This is a genomic window from Novosphingobium olei (assembly GCF_037076535.1).
In the GTDB taxonomy this organism is placed as follows: domain Bacteria; phylum Pseudomonadota; class Alphaproteobacteria; order Sphingomonadales; family Sphingomonadaceae; genus Novosphingobium; species Novosphingobium olei.
Genome location: NZ_AP029021.1, coordinates 2836968 through 2862941, shown reverse-complemented (window position 1 = coordinate 2862941; position 25974 = coordinate 2836968). Strand labels below are relative to the sequence as shown.

At 66.2% G+C, this 25974-nt stretch carries 31 protein-coding genes; 25 read left to right on the top strand and 6 right to left on the bottom strand.

From position 1 onward, the window contains the following. The first annotated feature begins 188 nt into the window (after positions 1-188). From coxB to AACH40_RS13455, 16 genes are all read left to right on the top strand, one after another. Positions 189-1235 (top strand): cytochrome c oxidase subunit II, encoded by a 1047-nt coding sequence (gene coxB / locus AACH40_RS13530; RefSeq protein ID WP_338642859.1) that lies wholly within the window; start codon positions 189-191, stop codon positions 1233-1235. Between the two features lie 27 nt (positions 1236-1262). After that, the gene (gene ctaD / locus AACH40_RS13525; RefSeq protein WP_338642858.1) at positions 1263-2951 is read left to right on the top strand and encodes a cytochrome c oxidase subunit I; all 1689 of its coding nucleotides are present in this window, start codon (positions 1263-1265) and stop codon (positions 2949-2951) included. Between the two features lie 334 nt (positions 2952-3285). Beyond that, on the top strand, positions 3286-4251 hold the full coding sequence (locus tag AACH40_RS13520; RefSeq protein ID WP_338642857.1) for an alpha/beta hydrolase: 966 nt from the start codon (positions 3286-3288) through the stop codon (positions 4249-4251). A gap of 73 nt (positions 4252-4324) precedes the next feature. Next, positions 4325-5239: a heme o synthase gene (locus AACH40_RS13515; protein ID WP_169491797.1), complete on the top strand. Its 915-nt coding sequence runs from the start codon at positions 4325-4327 to the stop codon at positions 5237-5239. Next, positions 5236-5403 carry a cytochrome oxidase small assembly protein gene (locus tag AACH40_RS13510; protein ID WP_338642856.1) on the top strand — a complete coding sequence of 56 codons (168 nt, stop codon included), beginning with the start codon at positions 5236-5238 and terminating at the stop codon, positions 5401-5403. Before AACH40_RS13515 ends, AACH40_RS13510 begins: the two co-directional genes overlap by 4 nt. Then, on the top strand, positions 5403-6083 hold the full coding sequence (locus AACH40_RS13505) for a cytochrome c oxidase assembly protein (RefSeq protein WP_338642855.1): 681 nt from the start codon (positions 5403-5405) through the stop codon (positions 6081-6083). Before AACH40_RS13510 ends, AACH40_RS13505 begins: the two co-directional genes overlap by 1 nt. A 70-nt stretch (positions 6084-6153) precedes the next feature. Further along, positions 6154-6978, top strand: coding sequence for a cytochrome c oxidase subunit 3 (locus tag AACH40_RS13500; RefSeq protein ID WP_169491800.1), 825 nt, complete (start codon positions 6154-6156; stop codon positions 6976-6978). A 24-nt stretch (positions 6979-7002) separates the two neighbouring features. After that, the gene (locus AACH40_RS13495) at positions 7003-7377 is read left to right on the top strand and encodes a DUF983 domain-containing protein (protein WP_338642854.1); all 375 of its coding nucleotides are present in this window, start codon (positions 7003-7005) and stop codon (positions 7375-7377) included. Beyond that, a complete protein-coding gene (locus AACH40_RS13490) occupies positions 7374-7982 on the top strand; it encodes an SURF1 family protein (RefSeq protein WP_338642853.1) in 609 nt (202 codons plus the stop codon). The genes AACH40_RS13495 and AACH40_RS13490 overlap by 4 nt, the downstream gene beginning before the upstream one ends. A 40-nt stretch (positions 7983-8022) precedes the next feature. Then, entirely contained in the window at positions 8023-9429 is a 1407-nt protein-coding gene (thrC, locus tag AACH40_RS13485; RefSeq protein ID WP_169491803.1) for a threonine synthase, read from the top strand. After that, a complete protein-coding gene (locus AACH40_RS13480; protein WP_338642852.1) occupies positions 9429-10316 on the top strand; it encodes a class I SAM-dependent methyltransferase in 888 nt (295 codons plus the stop codon). Before thrC ends, AACH40_RS13480 begins: the two co-directional genes overlap by 1 nt. 48 nt (positions 10317-10364) lie before the next feature. Then, entirely contained in the window at positions 10365-10757 is a 393-nt protein-coding gene (locus AACH40_RS13475) for a dihydroneopterin aldolase (protein WP_169491805.1), read from the top strand. After that, positions 10754-11542 carry an SDR family oxidoreductase gene (locus AACH40_RS13470; RefSeq protein WP_338642851.1) on the top strand — a complete coding sequence of 263 codons (789 nt, stop codon included), beginning with the start codon at positions 10754-10756 and terminating at the stop codon, positions 11540-11542. The genes AACH40_RS13475 and AACH40_RS13470 overlap by 4 nt, the downstream gene beginning before the upstream one ends. A 53-nt stretch (positions 11543-11595) precedes the next feature. Further along, positions 11596-12543, top strand: a complete 948-nt coding sequence (moaA, locus tag AACH40_RS13465; protein ID WP_338642850.1) for a GTP 3',8-cyclase MoaA — start codon at positions 11596-11598, stop codon at positions 12541-12543. Beyond that, on the top strand, positions 12543-12782 hold the full coding sequence (locus AACH40_RS13460; protein ID WP_169491807.1) for a MoaD/ThiS family protein: 240 nt from the start codon (positions 12543-12545) through the stop codon (positions 12780-12782). The genes moaA and AACH40_RS13460 overlap by 1 nt, the downstream gene beginning before the upstream one ends. Before the next feature lies 1 nt (position 12783). Then, positions 12784-13224, top strand: a complete 441-nt coding sequence (locus AACH40_RS13455) for a molybdenum cofactor biosynthesis protein MoaE (protein WP_338642849.1) — start codon at positions 12784-12786, stop codon at positions 13222-13224. Positions 13225-13239: 15 nt separating this feature from the next. On the opposite strand, the gene AACH40_RS13450 is transcribed toward AACH40_RS13455, so the two are convergent. Next, complete coding sequence (locus AACH40_RS13450) at positions 13240-13899, bottom strand: hypothetical protein (RefSeq protein ID WP_338642848.1); 660 nt, start codon at positions 13897-13899, stop codon at positions 13240-13242. A gap of 144 nt (positions 13900-14043) precedes the next feature. Between AACH40_RS13450 and rplU the strand changes: the two genes are divergently transcribed. From rplU to AACH40_RS13435, 3 genes are all read left to right on the top strand, one after another. Beyond that, complete coding sequence (gene rplU / locus AACH40_RS13445) at positions 14044-14340, top strand: 50S ribosomal protein L21 (RefSeq protein WP_169491810.1); 297 nt, start codon at positions 14044-14046, stop codon at positions 14338-14340. A 23-nt stretch (positions 14341-14363) separates the two neighbouring features. Further along, positions 14364-14633 (top strand): 50S ribosomal protein L27, encoded by a 270-nt coding sequence (gene rpmA, locus AACH40_RS13440; protein WP_169491811.1) that lies wholly within the window; start codon positions 14364-14366, stop codon positions 14631-14633. 236 nt (positions 14634-14869) lie between these two features. After that, a complete protein-coding gene (locus AACH40_RS13435; protein ID WP_338642847.1) occupies positions 14870-15451 on the top strand; it encodes a GNAT family N-acetyltransferase in 582 nt (193 codons plus the stop codon). A 21-nt stretch (positions 15452-15472) separates the two neighbouring features. On the opposite strand, the gene AACH40_RS13430 is transcribed toward AACH40_RS13435, so the two are convergent. Then, positions 15473-16378 (bottom strand): metal-dependent hydrolase, encoded by a 906-nt coding sequence (locus AACH40_RS13430; RefSeq protein ID WP_338642846.1) that lies wholly within the window; start codon positions 16376-16378, stop codon positions 15473-15475. Positions 16379-16441: 63 nt separating this feature from the next. Here AACH40_RS13430 and AACH40_RS13425 point away from each other — a divergent pair, with 63 nt between their 5' ends. Then, positions 16442-17029 (top strand): TetR/AcrR family transcriptional regulator, encoded by a 588-nt coding sequence (locus AACH40_RS13425; protein WP_338642845.1) that lies wholly within the window; start codon positions 16442-16444, stop codon positions 17027-17029. On the opposite strand, the gene AACH40_RS13420 is transcribed toward AACH40_RS13425, so the two are convergent. After that, complete coding sequence (locus AACH40_RS13420) at positions 17013-17750, bottom strand: folate-binding protein (RefSeq protein ID WP_338642844.1); 738 nt, start codon at positions 17748-17750, stop codon at positions 17013-17015. The two genes, AACH40_RS13425 and AACH40_RS13420, sit on opposite strands and share 17 nt — an antisense overlap. A gap of 104 nt (positions 17751-17854) precedes the next feature. Here AACH40_RS13420 and pyrC point away from each other — a divergent pair, with 104 nt between their 5' ends. After that, positions 17855-18892, top strand: coding sequence for a dihydroorotase (gene pyrC / locus AACH40_RS13415; RefSeq protein WP_338642843.1), 1038 nt, complete (start codon positions 17855-17857; stop codon positions 18890-18892). Here the strand turns inward: pyrC and rarD are convergent. Beyond that, positions 18869-19783, bottom strand: a complete 915-nt coding sequence (gene rarD / locus AACH40_RS13410; protein WP_338642842.1) for an EamA family transporter RarD — start codon at positions 19781-19783, stop codon at positions 18869-18871. The two genes, pyrC and rarD, sit on opposite strands and share 24 nt — an antisense overlap. Positions 19784-19987: 204 nt before the next feature. Between rarD and AACH40_RS13405 the strand changes: the two genes are divergently transcribed. Further along, on the top strand, positions 19988-20446 hold the full coding sequence (locus AACH40_RS13405; RefSeq protein WP_338642841.1) for a glycine zipper 2TM domain-containing protein: 459 nt from the start codon (positions 19988-19990) through the stop codon (positions 20444-20446). Positions 20447-20555: 109 nt separating this feature from the next. Further along, complete coding sequence (locus tag AACH40_RS13400) at positions 20556-20798, top strand: hypothetical protein (protein WP_338642840.1); 243 nt, start codon at positions 20556-20558, stop codon at positions 20796-20798. Positions 20799-20801: 3 nt separating this feature from the next. Here the strand turns inward: AACH40_RS13400 and astD are convergent, their stop codons facing one another. Together astD and AACH40_RS13390 are read right to left on the bottom strand one after the other, a co-directional pair. Further along, the gene (gene astD, locus AACH40_RS13395; protein ID WP_338646094.1) at positions 20802-22244 is read right to left on the bottom strand and encodes a succinylglutamate-semialdehyde dehydrogenase; all 1443 of its coding nucleotides are present in this window, start codon (positions 22242-22244) and stop codon (positions 20802-20804) included. A 100-nt stretch (positions 22245-22344) separates the two neighbouring features. Then, a complete protein-coding gene (locus tag AACH40_RS13390; protein ID WP_338642839.1) occupies positions 22345-23757 on the bottom strand; it encodes a protein adenylyltransferase SelO family protein in 1413 nt (470 codons plus the stop codon). 111 nt (positions 23758-23868) lie between these two features. Here AACH40_RS13390 and AACH40_RS13385 point away from each other — a divergent pair, with 111 nt between their 5' ends. Together AACH40_RS13385 and AACH40_RS13380 are read left to right on the top strand one after the other, a co-directional pair. Further along, entirely contained in the window at positions 23869-24729 is an 861-nt protein-coding gene (locus AACH40_RS13385) for an alpha/beta hydrolase (protein ID WP_338646092.1), read from the top strand. A 20-nt stretch (positions 24730-24749) separates the two neighbouring features. Further along, positions 24750-25877 (top strand): glycosyltransferase, encoded by a 1128-nt coding sequence (locus tag AACH40_RS13380; RefSeq protein WP_422394909.1) that lies wholly within the window; start codon positions 24750-24752, stop codon positions 25875-25877. The last annotated feature ends 97 nt before the right edge of the window (positions 25878-25974 follow it).

The window sequence follows — 25974 nt, the reverse complement described above, 5'->3', positions numbered from 1 at the left end:
GCCATGGCCCGCCACCCGGCTGGCGGCAAGCCTTTTATACACTTTCGGGCTGCCCTAAAAAACTGCGCCCAGCCGCTTGAGGGTTGGGACAACGGCGCGTATAGGCCGGTCCAATCGAGGGAATTAGAGGGGTTGCGCCCGCGCCTTTTTGGCACAGCGCAAATCAGGGAAAAGCGGAACTTTTGACGATGAGTCTTGCCGATACCGCCCGCCTCGCGGGCAATGCGATCCGGACCCTGGGCCTTGCTGCCGCGCTGAGCTTCGCCCTTGCGGCGATGGCAGCCACGGCTGCCGCGCCCGCTCCGGCTGTCTCCGCCAGTGCTGCGCCCGCCGCGGCGCCTGCGGCCGAGGCTGCGAAGGCCGCGCCCGCCGATGGCGCCTACGTGCCGATGAAACCTACCGCCGGCAAGGGCATGCCCGTCGATGGTGGCGTGACGTTCCAGGACCAGTACTCGCCCACGGGCAAGCAGGCCCTGGCGATGCACGACTACATCCTCCTCCCGATCATCGTCGCGATCACGTTCCTCGTGCTCGTGCTGCTGCTCGTGGCGATGGCGAAGTTCAACCGCCGCCGGAATCCGGTGGCGTCGAAGACCAGCCACAACACGCTGATCGAAGTGATCTGGACGCTGGTCCCCGTGCTCATCCTGGTGGTGATCGCGGTGCCTTCGATCCGTCTCCTTGCCCAGCAGTACAAGCCCGCGCCCAAGGGCGCGCTGACCGTGAAGGTCACTGGCTACCAGTGGTACTGGGGCTACACCTATCCGGACAACGGCGGCTTCGAAGTCATCTCGAACATGCTGCCCGATGAAGAAGCGCTCAAGCGTGGCGAGCCGCCGCAGCTTGGTGCCGATGCGCGCATGGTCGTTCCGGTGGGTGAACCGATCCGTCTGCAGACCACTGGGTCCGACGTGATCCACTCGTTCTCGGTTCCCTCGCTCTGGTTCAAGCTCGACGCTGTGCCGGGCCGGATCAACGAGAAGGTTCTGATCGTCAACGAGCCGGGCGTCTATTACGGCCAGTGCTCGGAACTGTGCGGCGCTCGCCATGGCTACATGCCGATCGTCGTCGAGGCCCTGCCGCGTCCCAAGTTCGAGGCGTGGGTCAAGGCCCAGGGTGGCACCGTCGGTGGCGCCCCCGCTGCTGCTCCGGCCGCCGCTCCCGCCGTCACGCCTGCTGCCGCCACGGCGCCTGCCGCTCCCGCGGCGGACGCTTCGGCCGCCCCGGCCGCGTAAGAGAATCAAGGACAAGGTTCGCAAGCCATGGCTTCCATTCCAGCCGACCACGAACACTTCGGGGCGCATCACGACGATGCCCACGACCATGACCACAAGCCGAGCTTCTTCGCGCGTTGGTTCATGTCGACCAACCACAAGGACATCGGGACGCTCTACCTGATCTTCGCGATCTTCGCGGGGATCATCGGTGGCGCCGTCTCGGGCATGATGCGCGCCGAACTCGCGCAGCCGGGGATCCAGTATCTGGGTATCTTCGCCCAGTTCCTGGGTGAAAAGAACCCCAGCTTCGACCAGCAGCTCCACCTGTGGAACGTGCTGATCACCGCGCACGGTCTGATCATGGTGTTCTTCATGGTCATGCCGGCGATCATCGGCGGCTTCGGCAACTGGTTCGTGCCGATCATGATCGGCGCGCCCGACATGGCCTTCCCGCGCATGAACAACGTGTCGTTCTGGCTGACCTTCTCGGGCTTCTGCTCGCTGATGGCCTCGGCCTTCTTCCCGGGCGGCACCGGCAACGGCGCGGGCACCGGCTGGACGGTCTATGCTCCGCTCTCGACTTCGGGCTCGGTCGGCCCGGCTGTGGACTTCGCGATCTTCTCGCTCCACCTCGCCGGCGCCGGTTCGATCCTGGGTGCGGTCAACTTCATCACCACCATCTTCAACATGCGCGCCCCGGGCATGACCCTGCACAAGATGCCGCTGTTCGTGTGGTCGGTGCTCGTGACCGCGTTCCTGCTGCTGCTGTCGCTGCCGGTTCTCGCCGCTGCGATCACCATGCTGCTGACCGATCGCAACTTCGGCACCACCTTCTTCGATGCTGCCGGCGGCGGTGACCCGATCCTCTACCAGCACCTGTTCTGGTTCTTCGGCCACCCCGAAGTGTACATCATGATCCTGCCGGGCTTCGGCATCATCAGCCAGATCATCTCGACCTTCTCGAAGAAGCCGGTATTCGGCTACCTCGGCATGGCCTACGCAATGGTCGCGATCGGCGTCGTCGGTTTCATCGTGTGGGCGCACCACATGTACACCACCGGCCTCGACGTGAACACGAAGATGTACTTCACCGCGGCTACCATGGTCATCGCGGTCCCCACCGGCATCAAGATCTTCTCGTGGATCGCGACGATGTGGGGCGGTTCGATCGAGTTCAAGTCGCCGATGGTCTGGGCGATCGGCTTCATCTTCCTGTTCACCATGGGCGGCGTTACCGGCGTCGTGCTGGCGAACGGTGGCATCGACGACAACCTGCAGGACACCTACTACGTCGTGGGTCACTTCCACTACGTGCTGTCGCTGGGTGCGGTGACCTCGCTCTTCGCCGGGTTCTACTACTGGTTCCCGAAGATGAGCGGCCGCTGGCACTCGGAATTCCTCAGCCACCTGCAGTTCTGGGTGTTCTTCGTCGGGGTGAACACGATCTTCTTCCCGATGCACTTCCTGGGCATGCAGGGTATGCCGCGTCGCTACCCCGACTACGCCCCGGCGTTCGAGCACTGGAACAAGATCGCTTCGTTCGGCTACGAGATCATGGCCGTCTCGATCGTGATCTTCCTGATCAACATCGCCTACGCGTTCATCGCCGGTCGCAAGGCCGAAGGGAACTACTGGGGTGAAGGCGCGACCACGCTCGAGTGGACGCTGTCCTCGCCGCCGCCGTTCCACCAGTTCGAGACCCTCCCGGTCATCGAAGACGGCGCGCACCACTAAGCCCTCGCCGCAAGGCAATGTTTCGAAGCACCCCGGTGGCAACACCGGGGTGTTTTCGTTCGTGTTGCATACGCAAGATGGACGTGCTCTGTCCTACAGGGACAGCAGGGCGTAAAACCCTTCGTCATGGCTTCATCTTCGCCCCGCAACTGGCTGGAACTAGGGCGAATTGTCCCGGGCCGACGGACGCCCGCACCTGCTTTCGGGCCCTTTGCGCAAAGTTGACATGTAGTCTGTCAACTTCGTCAACTTGGGCGTCCTTCGCGCTCTCCTGCGAAGCCGGTTTGCAGTCCGGCTATCGTGCGATAGGGAAGGGGCAACGAGAGGAGCCGCAATGTCCGAATTCCGCATGATCGATGCAGGCGAAGTCACCCTGCGTGCCCGGGTCGAAGGCCAGGGGCCGCTGGTCATCATGGTCCACGGCTTTCCCGAAAGCTGGTATTCCTGGCGCCACCAGATCGGTCCCGTCGCTGCCGCCGGCTTCACCGTCTGCGCCATCGACGTGCGCGGCTACGGCGGGTCGGACAAGCCGAATCCGGTCGAAGCCTATGCGATGGAGCGCCTGATCGGCGATGTCGTCGGCGTGGCGGACGCGCTCCAGCCGGGCGAGCCCGCCATCCTCGTCGGGCACGACTGGGGCGCGCCGATCGTGTGGAACTCGGCCTTCACCCGGCCGGACCGGTTCAAGGCGGTTGCCGGGCTCTCCGTCCCGTTCGCCGGGGCGCCGACCCGGCCCTTCACCGATGTGTTTCGCGAACTGTTCACCGCCAAGGGTATCTTCTTCTACCAGGAATACTTCCAGCAGCCGGGCAAGGCAGAGGCCGAGCTGGAGCCGGACGTGCGGCGGTTCCTGCGCGTGTTCCTGCACTCGATCTCGGGGGAAGCGCCGCCCAAGGCCTGGCCGCTCAAGCCGGTCGATTCGCTGCTGCTCGATGGCCTGCCCGAACCGACCGCGCCGTCTGCCTGGCTGAGCGATGCCGATCTCGACTACTATGTCGCCGAATTCACCGCATCGGGCCTGCGCGGTCCGCTCAACCGCTATCGCAACCACGAAGCGGACTATGCCTATCTCAAGGCCTGGGCCGACCGCACGCTCGACCAGCCCGCGCTCTACATCGGCGGGACGAAGGACCCTGCAAGCACGCTGTTCGGGCAGGTTTCCGATCCCACCGCGATGATGCGCCGCTATGCGCCCAACGTCGAAGGGCACATGCTCGAAGGCTGCGGCCACTGGACGCAGCAGGAGCGGCCGGAGGAGGTCAACGCGCTGCTGCTCGACTGGCTGAAGCGGGTTCGCTGACGATCGCGGCGAATGGTGTCCATCGGCACCTTTCCAGCGCGCTCCAACTGGCCTATGGGCGGCGGCAAGATCCATGGACTCCACCAGAACCCTTCCGTTGCCCGCTGACTGGCGGGACTTTTTCGCCCTGACGAAGCCGCGGGTGATGACTCTGGTCATCTTCACCGGGCTGTGCGGCCTGCTCGCCGCGCCGGGCGAGATCCACCCCGTGCTCGCCTTCACCGCGATCCTGTGCATCGCCGTCGGCGCAGGCGGCGCGGCGGCGCTGAACCAGTGGTGGGAAGCCGATATCGACGCGGGCATGAAGCGCACCGCCAACCGCCCGTTGCCCGCCGGCCGCATGGACCGCACCTCGGCGCGCGACTTCGGCTTCGCGCTGGCCGGCGGCTCCGTCTTCGTCATGGGCCTTGCCAACGGCTGGCTCCCCGCCGCGATCCTGGCGCTGTCGATCTTCTACTATGCGTGGATCTACACCGTCTGGCTCAAGCCGCGCACGCCGCAGAACATCGTGATCGGCGGCGGGGCAGGGGCCTTTCCGCCGCTGATCGGCTGGGTGGCGGTAACCGGGCACATCACGCTGATGCCGGTGCTGCTGTTCCTGATCATCTTCATGTGGACGCCGCCGCACTTCTGGGCGCTCGCCCTGTTCGTGCAGACCGATTACGCCAAGGTAGGCATTCCGATGATGCCGGTGGTGGCGGGAGAGAAGGCCACGCGCCGTCAGATCCTGATCTACGCCGCGCTGCTGCTGCCGCTGGCGGCGACGCCGTGGTTCATCGGGGCCACCGGCCCGATCTATGGCGTGGCGGCGCTGGTGCTGGGGGCGCTGTTCCTGCTGCTGTCCGCCCGAGTCGGGCTGCGCACGAGCGTGCCGGGCGATGGCATGGCGCCCGAAAAGCGGCTGTTTGCCTTCTCGATCATCTATCTTTTCGCGCTCTTCGCGGTGCTTGTCGCAGACCGCTACGCGACCCTGCAAGGCTGGCAATGATGTCTAACGACCCAAAGCTCGATCCCGCCACCGACCTGCAACTGTTCCGTGCCCGGCAGAAGGCGCGCAATCGCGCGCTCGGTTTCGTGCTGCTGGCGCTGGTGGTGCTGTTCTTCGCGATAACCATCGTGAAGATGGGGCTGCATTCCTCGGGACAGATGTGATGGCTGGCGAGCTTGCTGCAGGCGCTGCCCCGCGGATCGATCGGCGCAACCGCAAGGTCGCGATCATCGCCGCCTCGGGCGCGCTGGCCATGCTCGGTCTGGGCTATGCCTCGGTCCCGCTCTATCGCCTGTTTTGCCAGGCGACCGGCTTCAACGGCACGACCCAGCGAGCGACCGCACAGCAGGCCGCTGGCATCAAGGCGACGACGCGCCCGATCACCATCCGCTTCGACGCCAATGTCGCCCCGGGCCTGCCGTGGATCTTCAAGCCCGAGCAGGTGACGCAGGATGGCAAGGTGGGCGAGCGCAAGATCGCCTTCTTCATTGCCAAGAACCTGTCCGACAAGCCGATCGTCGGCCGCGCCGTGTTCAACGTGACGCCCGAGCAGACTGGCGCCTACTTCCACAAGATCCAGTGCTTCTGCTTCAACGAACAGCGGCTTGAGCCCGGACAGGAAGTGCGGATGCCGGTGATCTACTACGTCGATCCCGCCATGCTGCAGGACGCCAATGCCCGCGACGTGCCGGAAATCACGCTCAGCTACACGTTTCTGCTCGCCGCCGACCAGAGCCTGGTGACCGGCCCGGGGGCGAAGCCCGTGGCGGGTTCGGGCGGGGCTGCACCTAAGAGTTCGTCCACGCTTGCAAAGCCTCTGGACCACACCGCTTCCGCCCGATAAAGGCGGCTCGTTATGCGTCCGGGCGCGAGGTCCGGACTGACCGGAAATTCATCGGGGGAAGTCGAGAACCATGGCCGGCGCAAAAAACCACGATTACCACATCCTGCCGCCCGACATCTGGCCGTTCATCGGCGCGATCTCTGCGCTCGTCATGACCACCGGCGGCGTGCTCCACATGCACAAGCTGCCGAACGGCAATGCCGTGCTCCTGCTCGGCTTCCTGGGCGTGATCGTCACGTTCTTCTCGTGGTTCGGCAAGATCATCAAGGAAGCCCACGCGGGTGACCACACCCCGGTGGTGCAGTTGCACCAGCGGTACGGCATGATCCTGTTCATCGCTTCGGAAGTGATGTTCTTCGTCGGCTGGTTCTGGGCCTTCTTTGATTTCTCGCTGTTCCCTTCGAAGGTGAACACCGACGTCATCGGCGGCGTCTGGCCGCCCAAGGCGATCGAAGCGGTGATGAACGCGTTCGACCTGCCGCTGCTCAACACCCTGATCCTGCTGTGCTCGGGCACCACGCTGACCTGGGCGCACCACGCGCTGATCCACGGCGACCGTGACGGCCTGAAGAAGGGCCTGTGGGCGACGATCCTGCTCGGCATGCTGTTCAGCGCGATCCAGGCTTTCGAATACGCCCACGCGCCGTTCGCCTTCGGCCAGAACACCTATGGTTCGTCGTTCTACATGGCGACCGGGTTCCACGGCTTCCACGTCATCGTCGGCACGATCTTCCTGATCGTCTGCCTGATCCGCGCCTACAAGGGCCACTTCACCCCGCGCCAGCACTTCGGTTTCGAAGCCGCCGCTTGGTACTGGCACTTCGTCGACGTGGTGTGGCTGTTCCTGTTCGTTGCCATCTACGTGTGGGGCAACTGGGGCGCGCACATCGAGTGATCGATCACCGATGACGAGCACCGAATGATGCAGGACGGCGAAAGCCCGGCATCGAAGGGGCAGCCCGGGGTTACCCAGGCTGCCCTTTTCGGTTTGTGCCCGGCGTGCAGCGCGCGCACGCTGTGGCAGGCCCCGGCGGCGTTCGCCCCGCGATGCCGGGCCTGCGGCACGGACTTCGCCGCGCATGAACCGCACGGGCGCACGCTGTTCCTGGTGGTGCTGCCGGTGACGGTCATTCTCGTCGCCGCCGCGCTCAAGCTGGACGATGCGCTGCGCCCGGCGCTGTGGGTGCAGGCCGCCCTGTGGGGCACGCTGGTGCCCCTTGCCATGATCGGTGCGCTGCGCCTGGCCAAGACGGCCGCGCTGCGGCGCGCCCTCGATCGGAGAGATCAGCCATGAAGCCGCGTTTCCCTGTGTTTTCGACGATCGTCGTCTGCTCGGCGATCCTGACGATGATCGCGCTGGGCGTGTGGCAACTGCAGCGCAAGCAGTGGAAGGAAGCGCTGATCGCGCGCTATGCCGCCGCTTCGCAACAGACCGGGGATGTGCCTTGGCCGGAGCGGCCTGCTGCGGTTGAGGATGCGCTGTACCGCACGTCGCACTTCCATTGCGACAAGGTGCTGTCGATGACCACGATCGCGGCGCGCAACGCGCTCGACGAGCCCGGCCTTGCCGTGGTGGCAACGTGCCGGCTCGGCCTCAAGAGCGAGGTCGCTGTTTCGCTCGGCTGGTCGCAGCAGCCCAAGACCATCGCGTGGGAAGGGGGCGAGGTCCACGGCATCGTCGCTTCGGGCGGCAAAGATGCCGACGGCAATCCCCGCCCGCGGCTAGTCGCCTATCCGCCGGCTGCGGGATTGCAGCCGCTGGCCAAGCCCGATCCCAATTCGCTGCCCAACAACCACCTGGCTTACGCGGTGCAATGGTTCGCCTTCGCGGTGGTTGCCTCGGTCATCTATGGCCTGCTGCTGTACAGGCGGCTTGCCCCCAAGCCTGCCCGCCGCTAGGCGCGCGCAGGACAAAGGTTGGGGCCAGATTGGAAGTCACATGAAGTACGTCAGCACCCGTGGATCGGCTCCGGCGCTCGATTTCGAGGAAGTGACCCTTGCCGGGCTCGCCTCCGACGGCGGGCTCTACGTGCCGGAAAGCTGGCCTTCCTTCAGCGCCGACGAGATCGCCGCCATGGCCGGGCTGCCCTATGCCGAGCTGGCGCAGAAGGTGATGCAGCCGTTCGTGGGCGACAGCCTGACCCCCGAGCGCCTGCTCGAGCTGACCCGCCAGGCCTATGGCCGGTTCGCCCATGCCGCGGTGACCCCGCTCAAGCAGCTGGATGAGCGGCAGTGGGTGCTCGAGCTGTTCCACGGGCCCACGCTGGCGTTCAAGGACGTGGCGCTGCAGCTGCTCGGCCTGCTGTTCGAAGAATTCCTAGGCCGCCGCGACGATCACCTGACGATCGTTGGCGCGACCTCGGGCGATACCGGTTCGGCAGCGATCGACGCCGTTGCCGGGCGCGCGAAGATCGACATCTTCATGCTCCACCCGCATGGCCGGGTGAGCGACGTGCAGCGCCGGCAGATGACGACGGTGCTGGCGCCCAACGTCCACAACATCGCGATCGACGGCAGCTTCGACGATGCGCAGGCGATGGTGAAGCGCATGTTCAACGATCCGGGCATGACCGGAACTTTCGGCATCGCCGCGGTCAATTCGATCAACTGGGCCCGCCTGATGGCGCAAGTGGTCTATTACTTCGCCGCCGCGCTCCAGCTGGGCGCGCCGCAGCGCAAAGTCGCCTTCTCGGTGCCGACGGGCAACTTCGGCGATGTGTTCGCAGGCTATGTCGCGGCCAAGATGGGCCTGCCGATCGAGCGGCTGATCGTGGCGACCAACGTCAACGACATCCTGCACCGCGCGCTGTCCACCGGCGACTATTCGGCCGGGACGGTGACGCCCACCGCCGCGCCGTCGATGGACATCCAGGTCAGTTCCAACTTCGAGCGGCTGCTGTTCGATGCCGGCGGGCGCGATGGCGCGGCGATGGCCGAGCAGATGCGCACGTTTGAGGCGACCAAGGCGATCCAGCTGACCAACGCGCAGCGCGAAAGCGCCGCCGCGCTGTTCACCAGCGCGCGGGCTGATGCATCGGACATGGCCAACGCGATGCGCTGGGCGCACGAGGAATGCGGCGAGGTGCTCGATCCGCACACGGCGATCGCGCTCCACGCGGCGCGTGCGGCCACCGATCTTCCCGCCGATGTGCCGGTGGTGACGCTGGCGACGGCGCATCCGGCCAAGTTCGTCGACGCGGTCGAACGCGCCACGGGCGTGCGTCCGCCGCTGCCTTCGCGCGTGGGAGACCTGTTCGAACGCGCCGAGGCTTGTTCGCACCTGCCCGGCACCTACGACGCGATCGCGGCCTTCGTGGCCGAGCGGGCGACGCCGAAGCACGGCTGATGGCGGTTCTCGACCTCCAACCGAAGCTGATGGTCGGCGAGGGCTGGGGTGACTTCGGCCTGATCGATTCGGGGCACGGCCGCAAGCTGGAGCGCTATGGCGACTATCGCTTCGTGCGGCCCGAACCGCAGGCGATGTGGAGCCCGTCCCTAGGCGATTGGCAGGCCCACGGCGAATTCGTGCCCGGATCGGACGAGGACGGCGGCGGCAAGTGGCGCTTCGACCGGCCGGTCCCGCGCGAAGGCTGGGACCTGTCGCGCGGAGACGTGCGCTTCACCGCGAGTTGCACGCCGTTCCGGCACCTCGGCTTCTTCCCGGACATGGCCCCGGTGTGGGACTGGATGGGCGAGCAACTGGCCGGCAAGGCCGAGGCGAGCACGCTCAACCTTTTCGGCTATACCGGCGTCGGCACGCTGTCGCTGTCCGAACGCGGGGCGGTGACGCATGTGGATGCATCAAAGAAGTCGGTGGCGCAGGCCCGCGCCAACGCTGCGCTTTCGGGCATGGAAGCGCGGCCGGTGCGCTGGATCGTCGACGATGCGGCCAAGTTCACCGCGCGCGAGGTGCGGCGGGGCAGGCGCTATGACGGGATCATCCTCGATCCGCCGAAGTTCGGGCGCGGCCCGGAGGGCGAAGTCTGGCGGCTGGAGGAAAGCCTGCCAGGACTGGTCAAGGATTGTGCGGCGCTGCTCGATGGCGACAGCCGCTTCCTGTTCCTGACCGTCTACGCCGTGCGCATGTCCTCGCTCGCCATCGCAGGCTTGCTGGACGAGGCGCTGCGCCATCTGCCGGGCACGATCGAGCATGGCGACCTTGCCATCCGCGAGGAAGGGGCGGGCGGGCGCGTGCTGCCGACCGCGATCTTCGCCCGATGGCGCGCGGGTTGAGAACGCGCCGCTCTGGACATTGCCGGGCACGGGTGTAAGGGGCGCGCCGTGTCCGACAGCCTGATCCTCGAAGTCGCCAACGTCGAAACCGATGTCCTGACCGGCATCTATTCGGAAGAGACCGGCCGCCCGCAACCGCTGCGCATCTCGATCCGTGCGTGGCTGCGCCCGCGCCCGCGCTACACGCCCGACTGCCCGCTGACCGAGAGCAAGAACTACATGGACCTGAAGTTCGCGGCCTCGGACGGTCTGCCGAAGGATGTCCATTTCAAGCTGATCGAATCCGTGGCTGACCACATCTGCGAAACGCTGTTCCTGCAGGATGTGCGGGTCGAGCGGATTGAGGTGAAGATCGTCAAGCTGGCGATCAGCGAGGCGGGCGAGGACATCGGCATGACGCTGACCCGCGAGCGCAGCGCCTGGGAAGCCTACGTCGGGTGAGCGAGGCTGCCGCCTCCTCCTCCGCCTCGACGCGCCCGATGGCGCTGGTCACGGGCGGCTGGCGGCGGATCGGCGCAGCGATAGCGGAACGGCTGGCGGTGGCGGGCTGGGACCTGGCGCTTCATGCCCACCACGCGACGACGTTCGACCCTGATTTCGCCGCGCGGCTGGAAGAGCTCGGCGCGCAGGTCCATGCGCTGGAGGCAGACCTTGGCGATGCCGACGCGGCCGTGGCGCTGGTATCGCGGGCTGCTGCAGCGGCGGGACGGCCCGCCAGCCTGCTGGTCAATTGCGCCTCGCTGTTCCGCGACGACGATGCGACGACGTTCAACGCCAAGGGGCTTGCCGAGCATCTCCAGGTCAACCTCGCCGCGCCGGTGCTGATGACCGGCGCCTTTGCCCAGGCGCTGGGCGAGGCGGCGGGAAGCGTGGTCATGATCCTCGACCAGCGGGTGCTCAATCCCGTGCCGGACCAGTTCTCGTACACGCTGTCGAAGCAGGGGCTGCACGCATCGGTGCGCACGCTGGCACGATCGCTGGCACCAAGGGTGCGGGTCAACGGCGTGGCACCGGGCCTGACCCTGCCGACCGCCGATTACGATGCCGGACAGTGGGAACGACTTGCCGGACTGATGCCGCTCGACCGGCTGGCCGATCCCGCCGAGATCGCAGAGGCGGTGGCCTACCTCGCGAACGCACCGTCGGTAACGGGGCAGACAATCTTCGTCGATGCGGGCGCGCACCTTGAATCTTATGCCCGGGACTTCGTACATCTGGCGAAGTGAATGCTTCCGCACCCTTGATCGATCGATTCGCCCGGCGAATCAGCTACCTGCGAATGTCGGTCACCGATCGGTGCGATCTGCGCTGCGCCTATTGCATGCCCGAGCGGATGGAATTCCTGCCCCGCGCCGAAGTGCTGACGCTAGAAGAACTGCACCGGCTTGCGCTTGCCTTCATCGCGCGCGGGGTGACCAAGCTGCGACTGACCGGGGGCGAACCGCTGGTGCGGCGCGACATGATCGAGCTGGTCCGCGCGCTGGGGCGCGATTTGGGCAACGGTCTTGAGGAACTGACGCTTACCACCAACGGCACGCGGCTTACCGAATTTGCCGGTGATCTGGCGGCGGCGGGGGTGAAGCGGATCAACGTGTCGCTCGATACGCGCGACCGCGCGACTTTCGCCCGGCTCGCCCGGCGCGACGCCTTGCCCCAGGTGCTGGACGGCATTGCCGCGGCCAAGGCGGCGGGGCTCAAGGTCAAGCTCAATACCGTGGCGCTGAAGGGCGCAAACGAGGAGGAGCTGCCCGACCTGATCGCCTGGGCGCATGGCGAGGGCCACGACATCACGCTGATCGAGGTCATGCCGCTGGGCGAGATCGAGCAAGACCGCTTCGACCAGTACCTGCCGCTCGATGCGGTTCGGCAGCAGCTTGCGCAGCGCTGGACCCTGGTGGCCAGCGACGCGCGCAGCGGCGGCCCCGCGCGCTATGTCGACATTGCCGAGACGGGCGGACGGCTGGGCTTCATCACCCCGCTGACCGGCAACTTCTGCGAAGGTTGCAACCGCGTTCGCGTGACGGCGACAGGGCAGCTGTTCATGTGCCTTGGTGGCGAGGGCCGGGTCGACCTGCGCGCGGCGCTGCGCTCCGACGATCCCGATGCCGCGCTGGCGGAGGCCTTTGCCCGCGCCATGGGGGAGAAGCCCGAGCGGCACGCCTTTGCCATCGACCACGAAGGCGCGGCACCGGCGCTGGCGCGGCACATGTCGATGACGGGCGGTTGATGGCGGCAAGGCTGATCTTTCTCGGGCGGCTCGAGGACGCGGCCGGTGCGAGCGAGCGCGAGGTTGCATGCGGGCCTCTGGCCGAGATTCTCGCCACGCTCGATCCGGCGCTGGCGGTCCAGTTGCTGGGCGAACGGGTGCGCCTGGCGCTCAATGGCGTGCTGCTGGCCGAGGCCGGCGGCGTGGTGCTCGCCGATGACGATGAACTCGCCTTCTTGCCGCCGGTGAGCGGGGGCTGAGATGCGCGACGTGCGGCTGCTCGACTTGGGCTTCGATCCTTCGCTGGAGCTCGAACGGTTTACGGCCGGGCACCCGCAGGCCGGCGGCGTGGTCAGCTTCCTGGGGCAAGTGCGGCAGGGTGAAGGCGTGGAAGCGCTGGAGCTGCGGCACTATGAGCCGCTGACCTTGCCGGGGATGCGGGCGTTGGCCGATGCGGTACTCGCCCGCTGGGCGCTCGACGGGCTGCTGATCGTCCATCGCATCGGCGTGATGGTGCCGCGCGATCCGATCGTGCTGGTGGCGGCCGCGGCGCGCCATCGCCGCGATGCCTTTGCCGCTGCCGACTTCGCGATGGACCACCTCAAGAGCGAATCGTGGTTCTGGAAGCGGGAAAAGACGTCCGACGGCTGGCGCTGGATCGAACCGCGCGACGAGGATCGGCGCGATCTGGCGCGCTGGTAGCGGCGCGAAGGCGGCTTATCCGGCGACGCGGCTCTTGAGCGAATCGAGCGTCGCCAGTTCCTTGCGCATCAGTTCGTCGACCTGCGCGTGGGCCGGTGCGATCAGGTCAAGATCGGCGCGCGGGCCATCGACCGCGGCCTGCGCGGCAACGACCAGCATGCGATCAAGGTCGGCCATGGCGACCATGCCTTCGCTGCGCGCCGAATCGAGATCGGCTATGGCGATCTGCGCCACTGACCAGGCTTCGCTGCCGACGGCCGCGCCGCGAGCGGCAGCGACCGCACGTTCGGCGCTGGCGCGGCGGGCTTCGAACTTGGCATCGGCCTTGACCGCCTGATCGGTCAGCGCGGCGACGCGGGCGGCGGTGCCGGCATCGGGCGCGATCGGAGCCTGCGACTCCGGTGTGGGGGCCGTGACCGGCATGGCGGAACCATAGGCGCGCTCTGCCGGCCGGCGGGCGAGCGAGGGATAGCGTCCGCGATCGCCGCTGCAGGCGGTCGTGGCAAGGCTGGCAAGCACGAGCAGGGCGAGTGCGCCGTGGCGCATGGAATACGGTTGGACTGAGAAGGTGCGGTCGGCCATGAGCGTGCCATAGCATGCGCGCGCGCCGACGCCAGCGTGCCGAGCCGGTCCATCGCGATCCTGCGCCTTTGCCGCGTGTTGCGGCGTTGACACGAATCTCTCCTTGGACTATCGGCACCGCTCTTTCCGGGGTTCCGCATTCGGCGGGATACCGGCGTATTGCCCGCTGTCCTCGGTTTCTCGCAAGAGAATCGCGGTGCTTGGTGGGCCAGGCATTTGAAACGGATAGCAGGAACCATGTTCGCAATCGTGCGCACGGGCGGCAAGCAGTACCGGGTAGCCGCCGGAGACAAGATCGCTGTCGAGAAGCTGGCGGGTGAAGCCGGCGACACGATCACCCTCGGTGATGTCCTCCTCGCCGGCAAGGACGGCGAACTCGCCGATGCCGCCGCGATCACGGTTTCGGCCGAGATCATCGCGCAGGCGAAGTCGGAAAAGGTCGTGGTGTTCAAGAAGCGCCGCCGCCACAACTATCGCCGCAAGAACGGTCACCGCCAGCAGCTGACCCTGCTGCGGATCGTTTCGGTCGCCTGAGCACGAGATCGGAGTAAGACGAGATGGCACACAAGAAAGCAGGCGGCTCTTCGCGCAATGGTCGCGACTCAGCTGGCCGCCGCCTCGGCGTGAAGAAGTTCGGCGGCCAGGAAGTGGTCGGCGGCAACATTATTATCCGTCAGCGTGGGACCCGCGTGTACCCGGGCGCCAACGTGGGCATGGGCAAGGATCACACCCTGTTCGCGCTCGCCGAAGGCCGCGTACGCTTCCACGCCGGCAAGCTCGGCCGCAAGTACGTGTCGGTCGACGCCATGGCTGAAGCCGCCGAATAAATCGGGTGGTCATGCAAAGGGCCATCCTGCCGGGATGGCCCCGCCGGTTCCAGTAACCGGCAGATCGAGGGAGAGGGGCCAACCCGTCTCCCTTTTTTCGTTTCTCCCTCACCCGAATCGCCGCGCGCGCAGCCCCGATCGTCTCGACATCGGCGGCTTCGCGTCGGCTGCGAAATATCCCTGTCATGCCGGGGGCCTAGGGGCCGTTGGCAACAGGGCGGATGAGGAGAATTCACGTGTTCATTCGCAGCGAAAGGCTGTTCCTGCGGCCCGCCTGGCCCGAAGACTGGGCCGAACTGCACGCCATCATCGATGACGAGGCCATCGTGCGTAACCTGGCGCGCGCGCCCTGGCCCTATGGCCCGGAAGACGCGCGCTGGTTTGCCAGCCAGCCGCAGGATCTGCGCCATCCCCACTTCTTCGTCACGCTGCCGGGGGCACATGGTTCGCGGCTGATCGGATGCGCGGGGCTTGCGCCCGCGGAACAGGGCGGCGTCGAACTCGGCTACTGGATCGCGCGCAGCCACTGGGGCAGGGGCTATGCGACCGAGGCGGCGCGCGCAGTGCTGAACGTCGCGCGGGCCATCGGCCACGATCGCATCGAGGCGAGCCATTTCATCGACAACCCGGCGTCGGGGCAGGTGCTGCTCAAGGCGGGATTCCGTCCCACCGGTGAATGGCGGCCACGCTATAGCGCCAGCCGAAGGACAGTCTGCACGTCGGTGATGTTCGAAACGTTGCTGTCCCCCGCCGGCAACGGCGATGGCGATGGAAACGACAGCGGCGGCCAATCGGAAGAAGTCATGCGAGCCGCGTGAAGCGGCCCGCATGACCTGGAATCAGGCGAGTGCGGCGGTTGCCGGGAAGTCGCGCTCGGCCTTGCCGATAAGGGCGCGGTCGTCGTGGTTCCACGGGTGGAAGCCGGGCAGGAAGTAGCTGAGCCACAAGGGCAGGATACGACTGACGAGGCCGGGCTTGACCAGCAGGTAGGCGGCGAGCCTGGCCTTGATCTTCCAGCCGGTGAGGCCGTCCTGCCGAAGCAGTTCGAGCGTATCGTCGATGCGGTGGATGAAGAATTCGCGCGTGACGGCCAGCATCAGCAGCGACTTGATCTTCCAGCGCTTCCACCGGCTCCAGTCGCGGGTGGCGTGAAGCCAGGTATCATAGGCGACGCCCTTGTGCTCGATTTCTTCGATCGCGTGCCAGCGCCACAGGTTGGCGGTCTCTTCCTCGCCGCCCCTGAGATGCGCCGGCGTCCGCAACAGTTCGAGGGCAAGGATTGCGGTGAAGTGTTCGAGCGCCATGGTCGTGGCGAGGTTGGCGATCGGCGGGCGGCCTTTCGCTTCGTCGAGGTTTTCGGCGAGGCGGCGTTCCATTTCCGACAGGTCGTAGCCCGCTTCGGTCGCCGCGCGGTTGAACGCGACGTGTTCGCGGGTGTGGTTGATCTCCTGACGGATGAAGTCGCGGATTTCGGCCTCGAGACGGGGCGGCGTGCCTTCGCGGAAGGCCTTGACCGATTCGATGAAGAACGCCTCGCCCCGGGGGAAGGTCAGCGACAGGGCATTGTACCAGGCCGAGGCGATGGGATCGTTGTTCAGCCACCAGCGCGGCAGCTTGCGTTCGCGGCCGAAGCGGCGGTCGCGCACGACCAGTTCCAGATCGGCGGGGGTGGCGCTGCCATGGGCGGCCGCCTTGCCCGCCGAGGCGGCGGACGCTACGTCAAGGGCTTGCAAGTCTGCAGTCATCGTTCTACCCACGCATAATTGACAGATATGTCAGTAGGGCCAGAGATAGAGTAACTGACAACAATGTCAATAAGGAAGCGCCTCAGTCCGGAGGAAAGCCGCGTCGCCGCCCTTGAAGCCGCGCGCGCACTGTTGATCGAGGCTGGGCCGCAAGCGGTGACGCTGAAGGCAGTGGCGGGACGGATCGGGCGCACGCATGCCAATCTGCTCCACCATTTCGGCTCTGCCTCGGGCCTGCAGAAGGCGCTGGCGGGTTATCTGGCCGAAACGATCTGCGCCACGATCCGCGAGGCCGTGATCGCACAGCGTTCCGGCATCGGCTGCCCGCGCGACGTTGTCGACCTGACGTTCGATGCGTTCGACAAGGAAGGGGCAGGTGCGCTGGCATCATGGATGCTGCTTTCCGGCAACGAAGACGCGCTCGATCCCATCGTCGATACGATCCACGACCTTGTCGTCGATCTGGACGAATATGGTTCGGACACGCAGCGCGGCAATACGCTGGCTCTGGTGCTGATGGCGCTGGGCGATGCGCTGATGGGTGGGCCGCTGGCGCAAGCGCTCGAATTGCCGCGCAATGCCGCACGCGACCGGGCCGAAGCGATGCTGGTCGAAGGGTTGCAGCCCGCGCCGATCACGCCGGGGGGGTAAGGTCCATCCAGTGCGGGGCAAGGTCGGGGATGATGTCCTCGACCCGCAGGTGATCGACCGCCAGGCCAAGCTCGGGATATGCGGCGCGGCGGCGCGATTCGTCCGAACGATCCAGCGGGAGAACCAATAGGCGGCGATTGACCTTTTGCCGCCAGTTCATGCGCGCGGTGTTTTCCTGGCCGACATAGCAGCCCTTGGTAAAGCTGACGCCGTTGAGATCCACCGCGTTGCATTCGAGCCAAAGCGTCTTGTCGCTGCGAAGCTCGGCCTGCCCTTCGGTGACGCCAAGGCGGAGGCGGTGTTCAAGCCATGCGGCATCCGCGGCCCGGTCTTCATCCCCCACCGGGGCGATCCAGCGCTGGCCGAGCGCGCGAAGCCGCGGATCGGCGGCGGCGCCATCGCCGGCATGGCCTTCCCAGTAGACGCCCAGGTTGTCGGCGCGTTCGATGCGGATCTTGCGACGCAGGCGGTAAAGCGACAGGCGCTTGGCAAGGGCATCGGCGACCGAGGCTTCGCAATCGAGCAGCAGCCCATCGCCATCGGGCCAGACCAGGAAGTCGAATAACACCTTGCCTTGCGGAGAGAGCAGCGCCGCCCAGACCGGGAGCGGCCCCTTCACGTCATTGGTGACGAGGCCCTGGAGGAAAGCGGCAACATCCTCGGCCGGGTCTTCGGGGGCGAGGCGGACGAGCGCGCGGTCGAACAGGCGGGGCTGGGGCATGCGCTCCATTTGGCATGGGCGGGGGCGCGTTCAAGTGGGGCGGTCCAGCTTTTCATTGCAGAGCAGGTTGCGTCATCGGCGCGCTGTGGCAAAGCGTCTGCCCCATGACCGAGACTCTGACGATCCGCCGCCCCGACGACTGGCACGTTCACCTGCGCGATGGCGAGGTGCTGAAAGGCGTGCTCCCCTACACCGCGCGCCAGTTCGCCCGTGCGATCGTCATGCCCAACCTTTCGCCACCGATGACCGACGTTGCCGGTGTTTCGGCTTATCGCGACCGCATCCTTGCGGCGGTGCCAGAAGGCGTCGATTTCACCCCGCTGATGACGCTTTACCTCACCGATGCGACTGATCCCGACGAGGTCGAGCGCGGCTTCACCGCCGGCGTGTTCGTGGCGGCCAAGCTCTATCCGGCGCATGCCACGACAGGCTCGGCGCATGGCGTTACGGCGATCGCCAACATCATGCCGGTGCTGGAACGCATGGAGAAGCTCGGCATGCCCTTGCTGATCCACGGCGAGGTTACCGATTCGCACGTCGACATCTTCGATCGCGAGGCGGTGTTCATCGAGCGCACGCTGATCCCGCTGGTGAAAGCGCTGCCCGGGCTGAAGGTGGTGTTCGAGCACATCACCACCGAGGAAGCCGCGCAGTTCGTGGCAGAGGCATCCGACCGGATCGGCGCGACGATCACGCCGCAGCATCTGCACATCAACCGCAATGCGATGCTGGTCGGCGGGATCCGTCCGCACGCTTATTGCCTGCCGGTGGCCAAGCGCGAAAAGCACCGGCTGGCGCTGCGCAAGGCGGCAACTTCGGGCAGCGCGAAGTTCTTCCTGGGCACCGATACCGCGCCGCACGCCAAGCATCTGAAGGAGGCGGCTTGCGGCTGCGCCGGCATCTTCAATGCGCCCTATGCGCTGGAAAGCTACGTCGCGGTTTTCGACGAGGAAGGCGCGCTCGACAAGTTCGAGGGCTTTGCCTCGCTCAACGGTCCGGCATTTTACGGCATGCCGGTGAACGAGGGCACGGTAACGCTGGAGCGCATGGGAACGAGCGTGCCCGAGACGGTCGATGCGAACGGCACGACAATCGTGCCGTTCCATGCCGGCGAATCGCTAGGCTGGCGCTTCGCTTCTTGAGCGCGATTCGAGGCGCCGGCGGCGGAGCATGTCGGCGCTGAACAGCGCAATCGCGGTCCAGATCAGCACGAAGCAGGAAAGGCGCACCGTATCGAGCGGTTCGCCGAACACCACGGTGCCGAGCAGGAAGCTGATCGTGGGCGCAAGGAACTGGACGAAGCCCAGGACCGACAGGTCAAGCTTCTGTGCGGCAAAGGCGAACAGCAGCAACGGCACGCCGGTGACGATGCCGCTCAGCGCAAGAAGGCCTGCTGTGCCTGCGCCGTGGGTGAGGCTGGAGCCGGCTGGCTGAAGCGCGAACCAGATCACCGCACAGGTTGCGGGAATGAACAGGACCATCGTCTCGATCGTCAGCCCCGGAACCGAGGCGACCGGCGTTATCTTGCGGATCAGGCCATAGAGCGCGAAGCTGACCGCCAGCACCATGGCGATCCCGAGCATGTCGAGCGCGCCCCACAGCAGCAGAGCGATACCGGCCGCAGCGACGGCGACGGCAGTCCACTGCGTGCGGTTCAGCTTTTCGCCTAGAAAGATCGTGCCGATCAGCACGTTGAGCAGCGGGTTGATATAGTATCCCAGGCTCGATGCGAGGACATGGCCGTTGGCGACGGCCATGACGAATATCAGCCAGTTGGTGGCGATCAGCGCTGCACTGGCGCACAAACGTATCAGCACGGCCCGATTGCGCAGCGCGGCGCGCAGTTCAGCGCCAAAACCCCGCCAGGCGATGACGATCAGGCAGAATGGCAGCGTAAGGCAGATCCGGAACGCCACGAGTTCGAGCGCTGGCACATGAACGAGCGCATGGAAGTAGAGGGGCAGGAAGCCCCAGATCAGATAGGCGAGGATTGCGGCGCCAAGACCCGGGCCGACCAACTTGGAAGACGTCATGGCCGCTCTCTTGCAGAGAGCGACTGGCAGGCCAAGCGATGTTTCGTCGCTCACTCCGCACAGCTCATGGCCGCCAACGAACGGTTCGTCGATTTCGGCAAATCTGACGGACGCGTTGCATTCCGTTCAGGTTCGACCTTCTAAACATGAACCAACGACGCCGCTCCGAAGAGGTCGAAGCGCCGCCAGAACAGGAGACCAACCATGAAGATCATGACCAAGGCCGCGATGGCGCTCGCCGCTGCAGGCACCTTCACCACCGCTGTCGCTCCGGCGGTGGCCGCCGATTTCGGAACGCCGCAGGCACGTACCGTGCAGCTCGAGCAGAGCTGGAACCACGATGGCCGCTATGGCGACTATGACCGGTACGACCGTTATCGCGGCGGCGATTATGGCCGTCGTTACTACAGCGACTACGATCGCCGTGATTACAACCGTGGCGATTACTACCGCGGGCAGAGCTGGCGCGGGCGGGATGGCCGCACCTACTGCCGCCGCAACGATGGCACGACTGGTCTGCTGGTCGGTGGCGCGGCGGGCGCGCTGATCGGTCGCGAAGTGGCCGGTTACCGCGGCGACCGCACGCTTGGCGCCATCCTTGGCGCAGCCGGCGGCGCGCTGCTGGGCCGTGAAGTGGACCGTGGCGGTTCGCGCTGCCGCTAAGACATAGCCAGCCCTTCGGGTCGCACCAGGGCAAGGCAGACGAGGAGCGCTCCGGTTCGCCGGGCGCTCCTTTTTGCGTTCTTAACCAGCGGCGTGCTAGGGCAGGTCGATGGGAACGGGTCGCAAGATGGCAAGTCTGGCGCTTCTGGCGCTTGTGACGGGGTGCGCAGACAGCGCGCCCGACGAGCGCAGGCAGAACGAGGATCCGGTGATGACCGAGGCCATCGAAGGCCAGCTCCTCGTCGATCCCGACCTGTCGCAGAAGAACATGCGCAATGCTGCGATGGTGCCCGCCGGGCCGATCGATCCGGTGCGGCCGCTGCCCGATCCGACCGGGCGAGCCGGGCAGTAAGCGTCAGTCGCTGCGCAGGCCCACGCCGATCCCGGCGCGCGGCTGCTCCATCTCCGTCGAGGCGACGGGATAAGCGCAGTAGTCGGCGGCGTAATAAGCGCTCGGCCGGTTGTTGCCCGAAAGGCCCGTGCCGCCGAATGGTGCAGCCGAGGAAGCGCCGTTGGTCGGGCGGTTCCAGTTGACCACACCCGCGCGCACGTTCGCCCAGAAGCGGCTGTAATCGGTGGGGGTACCGCCCACCAGCGACGCCGACAGGCCGAAGCGGGTATTGTTCGCTTCGGCAATGGCCGCGTCGAAATCATCGACCCGGACGATCTGGAGCAGCGGACCGAACAGTTCCACATCAGGCCGTTCCGCGATCGACGTCACGTCGATCATCGCCGGACTGAGGAAGGGCAGGTTTTCGTGCAGGCGCACCATGTGCTTGATCGGTCGGCCACCGCTGGACAGCAGATAGACGAAGCTCTCGGTCAGGCCGTCGGCGGTGCGGTTGTCGATCACCGGACCCATGAAGGGCGGGGGATCGTCGAACGGCGCGCCGACGATCATGCGATCGGCAAGCCGCTTCACTTCACCCACGATGTCGTCGTAGATCGAGCTCTTCACGATCAGGCGGCGGGCCGAGGTGCAGCGCTGCCCTGCCGTAGTGAAGGCAGACTGGGCGACGATGGCCGCGGCATCGGCGATCTTGGGCGTGTCCCACACCACGATCGGATTGTTGCCGCCCATTTCGAGCGCAACGACCTTGCCCGGGTTTCCGGCAAGACGGCGGTTGATGGCGATGCCGACATGCGCCGAGCCGGTGAAGAGCACGCCGTCGACGCCATCATGCTGGGCAAGCGCCTGGCCCTGTGCGGGGCCGCCGATCAGGACCTGGACCACGGCGGCGGAAATTCCCGCGCGGTGGAAGCATTGCGCGAGCAATTCACCCGTGGCCGGCGCCTTTTCAGAAGGCTTGAACACCACCACGTTGCCCGCGATCAGGGCGGGCACGATGTGGCCGTTGGGAAGGTGTGCGGGGAAATTGTAAGGACCGATCACGGCCATCACGCCATGCGGCTTGTGGCGGATCGCCGAAGTCCCCTGCAAGGCGCTGTCGAGCCGGCGCTGGGCCGTGCGCTCGGCGTAGGCGCGCACCGAAATCTCTACCTTGTTGACCACGCTTTCGACTTCGGCGCGGGCTTCCCACATCGGTTTGCCGGTTTCGCGCGCAATCGTGGTGGCAAGCTTGTCGGCTTCCTTGCGCACTTCGTTGGCGAACCGGCGGACAAGTTCGATGCGCGTCGACAGCGGTTGTGCCGCCCAGGCCGGCCACGTCCTGCGCGCACGGGCGACTATCTCGTCGACGTCCCCAACCTTGCCGCGCCAGAATTCGACGCCGGTGGCGGGTTCGATCGATACGATCTCGTCGGGAATGACGGGCGTGTGCTCCACGTTTTCCTTCATCACGGCGGCCTTCCCGCCGCAAGCTGCTGTTCCGCATTAGGACGGAATTGGTAACCAAATAAAGAAGGTAAACCCGGACCGGGGGATTAGGGGATTACCCTTATCCTTCGATATGTCCAGCCGGCATGGGGGCTGGACCATGCGCTGCGCCCGTCCGGCGCAACGCGGCAATCTTGGCGTGGAAGGCCGACCAGTCGTCGTTTTCGGCAATCGGAGCCCAGATCGCCTCGACCTCTTCGATCAGCATCGACTGCGGTACATCGTCGTTCCAGTAGGGATGATCGGAAGGTGTGGGTACGTACCCGGCGAGCATATCCGCAAGCGCATTGGCCGCTTCGCTTGTCGCATCGGCAGGGCGCCGTCCGCCTCGCCAGCCGAACAGCAGCGCATCTGGCGCGACGCCGTCGCTGACCATGACCTGTTCGCAGGCGGCCACCAGCGCGCTGTCGGGATCGAGCCCCTTGGGTTCGACGCCAAGGCGCCAGCACCAGCGGCGGGCCATCGCTTCGCGGTACAGGTCAGGGAAGCGCTGCAAAGCGGCAATCAGCGGTGGCGAATCTTCCAGAAGGCGGAGCGCAACGGCAAGCTGCCCGCAATTCCAGTGGATCGCTTCCGGCTGGCGGCCGAATGCATAGAGCCCGCCTTCGTCGAAGTAGGCAGCGGTGAAGCCGGCATCCCAGCGCGGCAGGAAGCGCCAGGGGCCATAGTCGAAGCTTTCGCCCGAGATGTTCATGTTGTCGGTGTTGAGCACGCCGTGCACGAACCCCGCAACCATGTAGCTCGCGGCAAGATCGGCCATCCTTTCAACCACCTGGTTGAGCAGCCGTGTCGCCGGGCTCGCCCCATCGGGGCCGGCGGCTCCGGGGAAGTTGGCGAGGCAGTATTGCACCAGCTGTGCCATTTCGTCTCTGGCTTCGAGCGCGAGCAGGCGCTGGAAGGTGCCGAAGCGGATGTGCCCGTGCGACAGACGGACCAGCACGGCGGAGCGGGTGGGCGAAGGTTCATCGCCGCGCCACAGCGCCTCGCCCGTTTCAATGATCGAGAACGTGCGGCTTGTGTTGACGCCCAGGGCTTCGAGCATTTCGGTGGCGAGCGCCTCGCGGACGGCGCCCTTCAGCGTGAGGCGCCCATCGCCGCGGCGGCTCCATGGGGTCTGGCCCGAACCCTTGGTGCCAAGATCCATGAGGCGGTCCGAGCCATCGAGCATCTGCGCGAAAAGAAAGCCGCGGCCATCGCCGAGATCCGGATTGTACACGCGGAACTGGTGGCCGTGATAGCGCAAGGCCAGCGGCTGGGGGAGATTGTCGTCCAGCGGCGAAAACCGGCCGAAATGGTCCAGCCATTGCGCATCCGACAGATTGGCGAGCCCGACTTGCGCCGCGGCGCGATCGTTGCGCAAGCGCAGCACCGTTTCGGGAAAGTCCGCCGCAGCCACCGGATCGCCGAGCCAGTCCGTCAAAGCGCGGATTCGGGGGGCGGGGCGATAGGCGGCGTCTTGCGGGTCGGGGATCATCGCGGCATTAGTGGCCCCCGTCGGTCGCCCGCGCAAGCACGCGCTGGGACGGCCGGGTCCGTTTTGCGTTCGGTCGAGCGCGAGCGCAGCAGGAAGGACATCTTGGCGACCATGGCCGATTACCAGGTGCGCAGCTGGTCCAGCCGCGATGGCTTGCGCCTCCATTTTCGCGACTATCCGGGCGATCCAGCGCGCCCACCGGTGCTCTGCATGCCGGGCCTGACCCGAAATGCGCGCGATTTCGAAGCGTTGGCGGAGCATCTTTCGGACCTTGGCTGGCGTGTCCTTTGCATCGACCTGCGCGGCCGTGGCGATAGCGATTATGCCAAGGACCCGATGACCTACCATCCGGGCCAGTATGTCCAGGATATCGAGGCGCTGCTCGAGGCCGAGGCGATTTCGCGCTTCGTGTCGATCGGCACGTCGCTGGGCGGCCTGCTGACCATGCTGCTGGCGCTGGGCGGCGCCGACAGGATCGCCGGGGCCGTGATCAACGATATCGGACCGGTGATCGAGACCGAGGGGCTCGATCGGATCCGCAGCTATGTGGGCCAGGGACGCAGCTTTGAAACCTGGATGCACGCTGCCCGCGCTCTTGCCGAAGCGCAGGGCGACATCTTCCCCGATTTCGCAATTACCGATTGGCTGCGCATGGCCAAGCGCACGATGGCGGTGGGAAGCGGCGGGCGGATCGCATTCGACTACGACATGAAGATCGCCGAGCCGCTTGATGCCGCGCCCGAAGGGGCCGCCCCCGATCTATGGCCTGCGTTCGATGCCTTGGCCGGGCGGCCCCTGCTGCTGCTGCGCGGAGCGCATTCGGACATACTTTCGGCCGAGGCGGCGCAGGAGATGGCCGCGCGCAATCCGCAGCTCGAACTGGTTACGGTTGCGCGCGTCGGGCATGCGCCGACGCTTGACGAGCCGGTGGCGGTCGCGGCGATCGAACGGCTGCTCGCTGCGCTGGCATGAGTCTGCCCCAGGTGGCTCCTTTGCGCGTGCTGCATCTCCATTCGACCTTCGGACCGGGAGGCAAGGAGCGGCGCAGCGTGGACCTTATCAACCGTTTCGGTCCGGGCGTGGAGCATGCCGTGGTTTCGGCAGAGCCGCACGCCCTGGGCGCGGCGCAGTTCGTGGCGCCCCGCATACGGCTTGATGTCCTGCATGATTTTCCCGCGCTTGCCGGACCCCTGTCGGTGCGCCGCCTGCAGGCGATCGCACAGGCGATGCAGGGTTACGACCTCCTGCTGACGTACAATTGGGGGGCGATGGATGCGGTCATGGCGCACGCGTTATTCGCCCCGCGCTATCGCCTTGCGCCGCTGGTGCATCACGAAGATGGGTTCAATGCCGACGAGGCAGGCGGGCCTAAGCCGGCGCGCAACTGGTACCGCCGTATCGCGCTTACTCGTGCGACCACGCTGATCGTGCCCTCGCAGCGTCTGGAAAACATCGCGCTTTCCGTATGGGGTCAGTCGCGCAGCAAGGTACGCCGCATCCCGAACGGCATCGACACGCGCGCTTATGGCGCGAGGCCGCGGCCCGATGCGCTGCCGCGGGTGATCAAGCGCAAGGGCGAATATTGGGTTGGTACTCTGGCCGGATTGCGACCCGTCAAGAACCTGCGCCGGCTGGTGCGGGCGATGGTTCATCTGCCGCCTGAATGGCAACTGGTGATCCTGGGGGAAGGGCCCGAGCGCGAGGCGATCCTGGCCGAAGCCATGGCGCTGGAGATCGGCCATCGTGTCCACCTGCCCGGGCATGTTGCGGACCCGGCGCACGCGATCGGGCTGTTCGACCTGTTCGCCCTTTCTTCCGACAGCGAGCAGTTCCCGCTTTCCGTGGTCGAGGCCATGGCGGCCGGACTGGCTGTTGCAAGCCCGGCCGTGGGCGACGTGGCCGAGATCGTCAGCGCCGACAACCGCCCCTTCATTTCGGCAGAAGGCGACGAAGCGGCGCTTGCCAACGCACTGGCCGCACTCGCTTCTGACGAAGCCCTGCGCCGGCGTGTAGGGGCGGCCAACCAGGTCCGATCGCGGGCGGAGTTTGACGCTGCGAGAATGGTCGAACGCTACGCTGCGGTCTATGCACGGGCGCTCGAACGCGATCGCTTTCCCTGAGCAATGACGCTTCATTGGTGGTTCACTTGCAGATCGGCAGGAGCGTGCACGATCATTCGAGTTGAAAAGGCGGCCTCATCCGCTAAACACCGCGCGC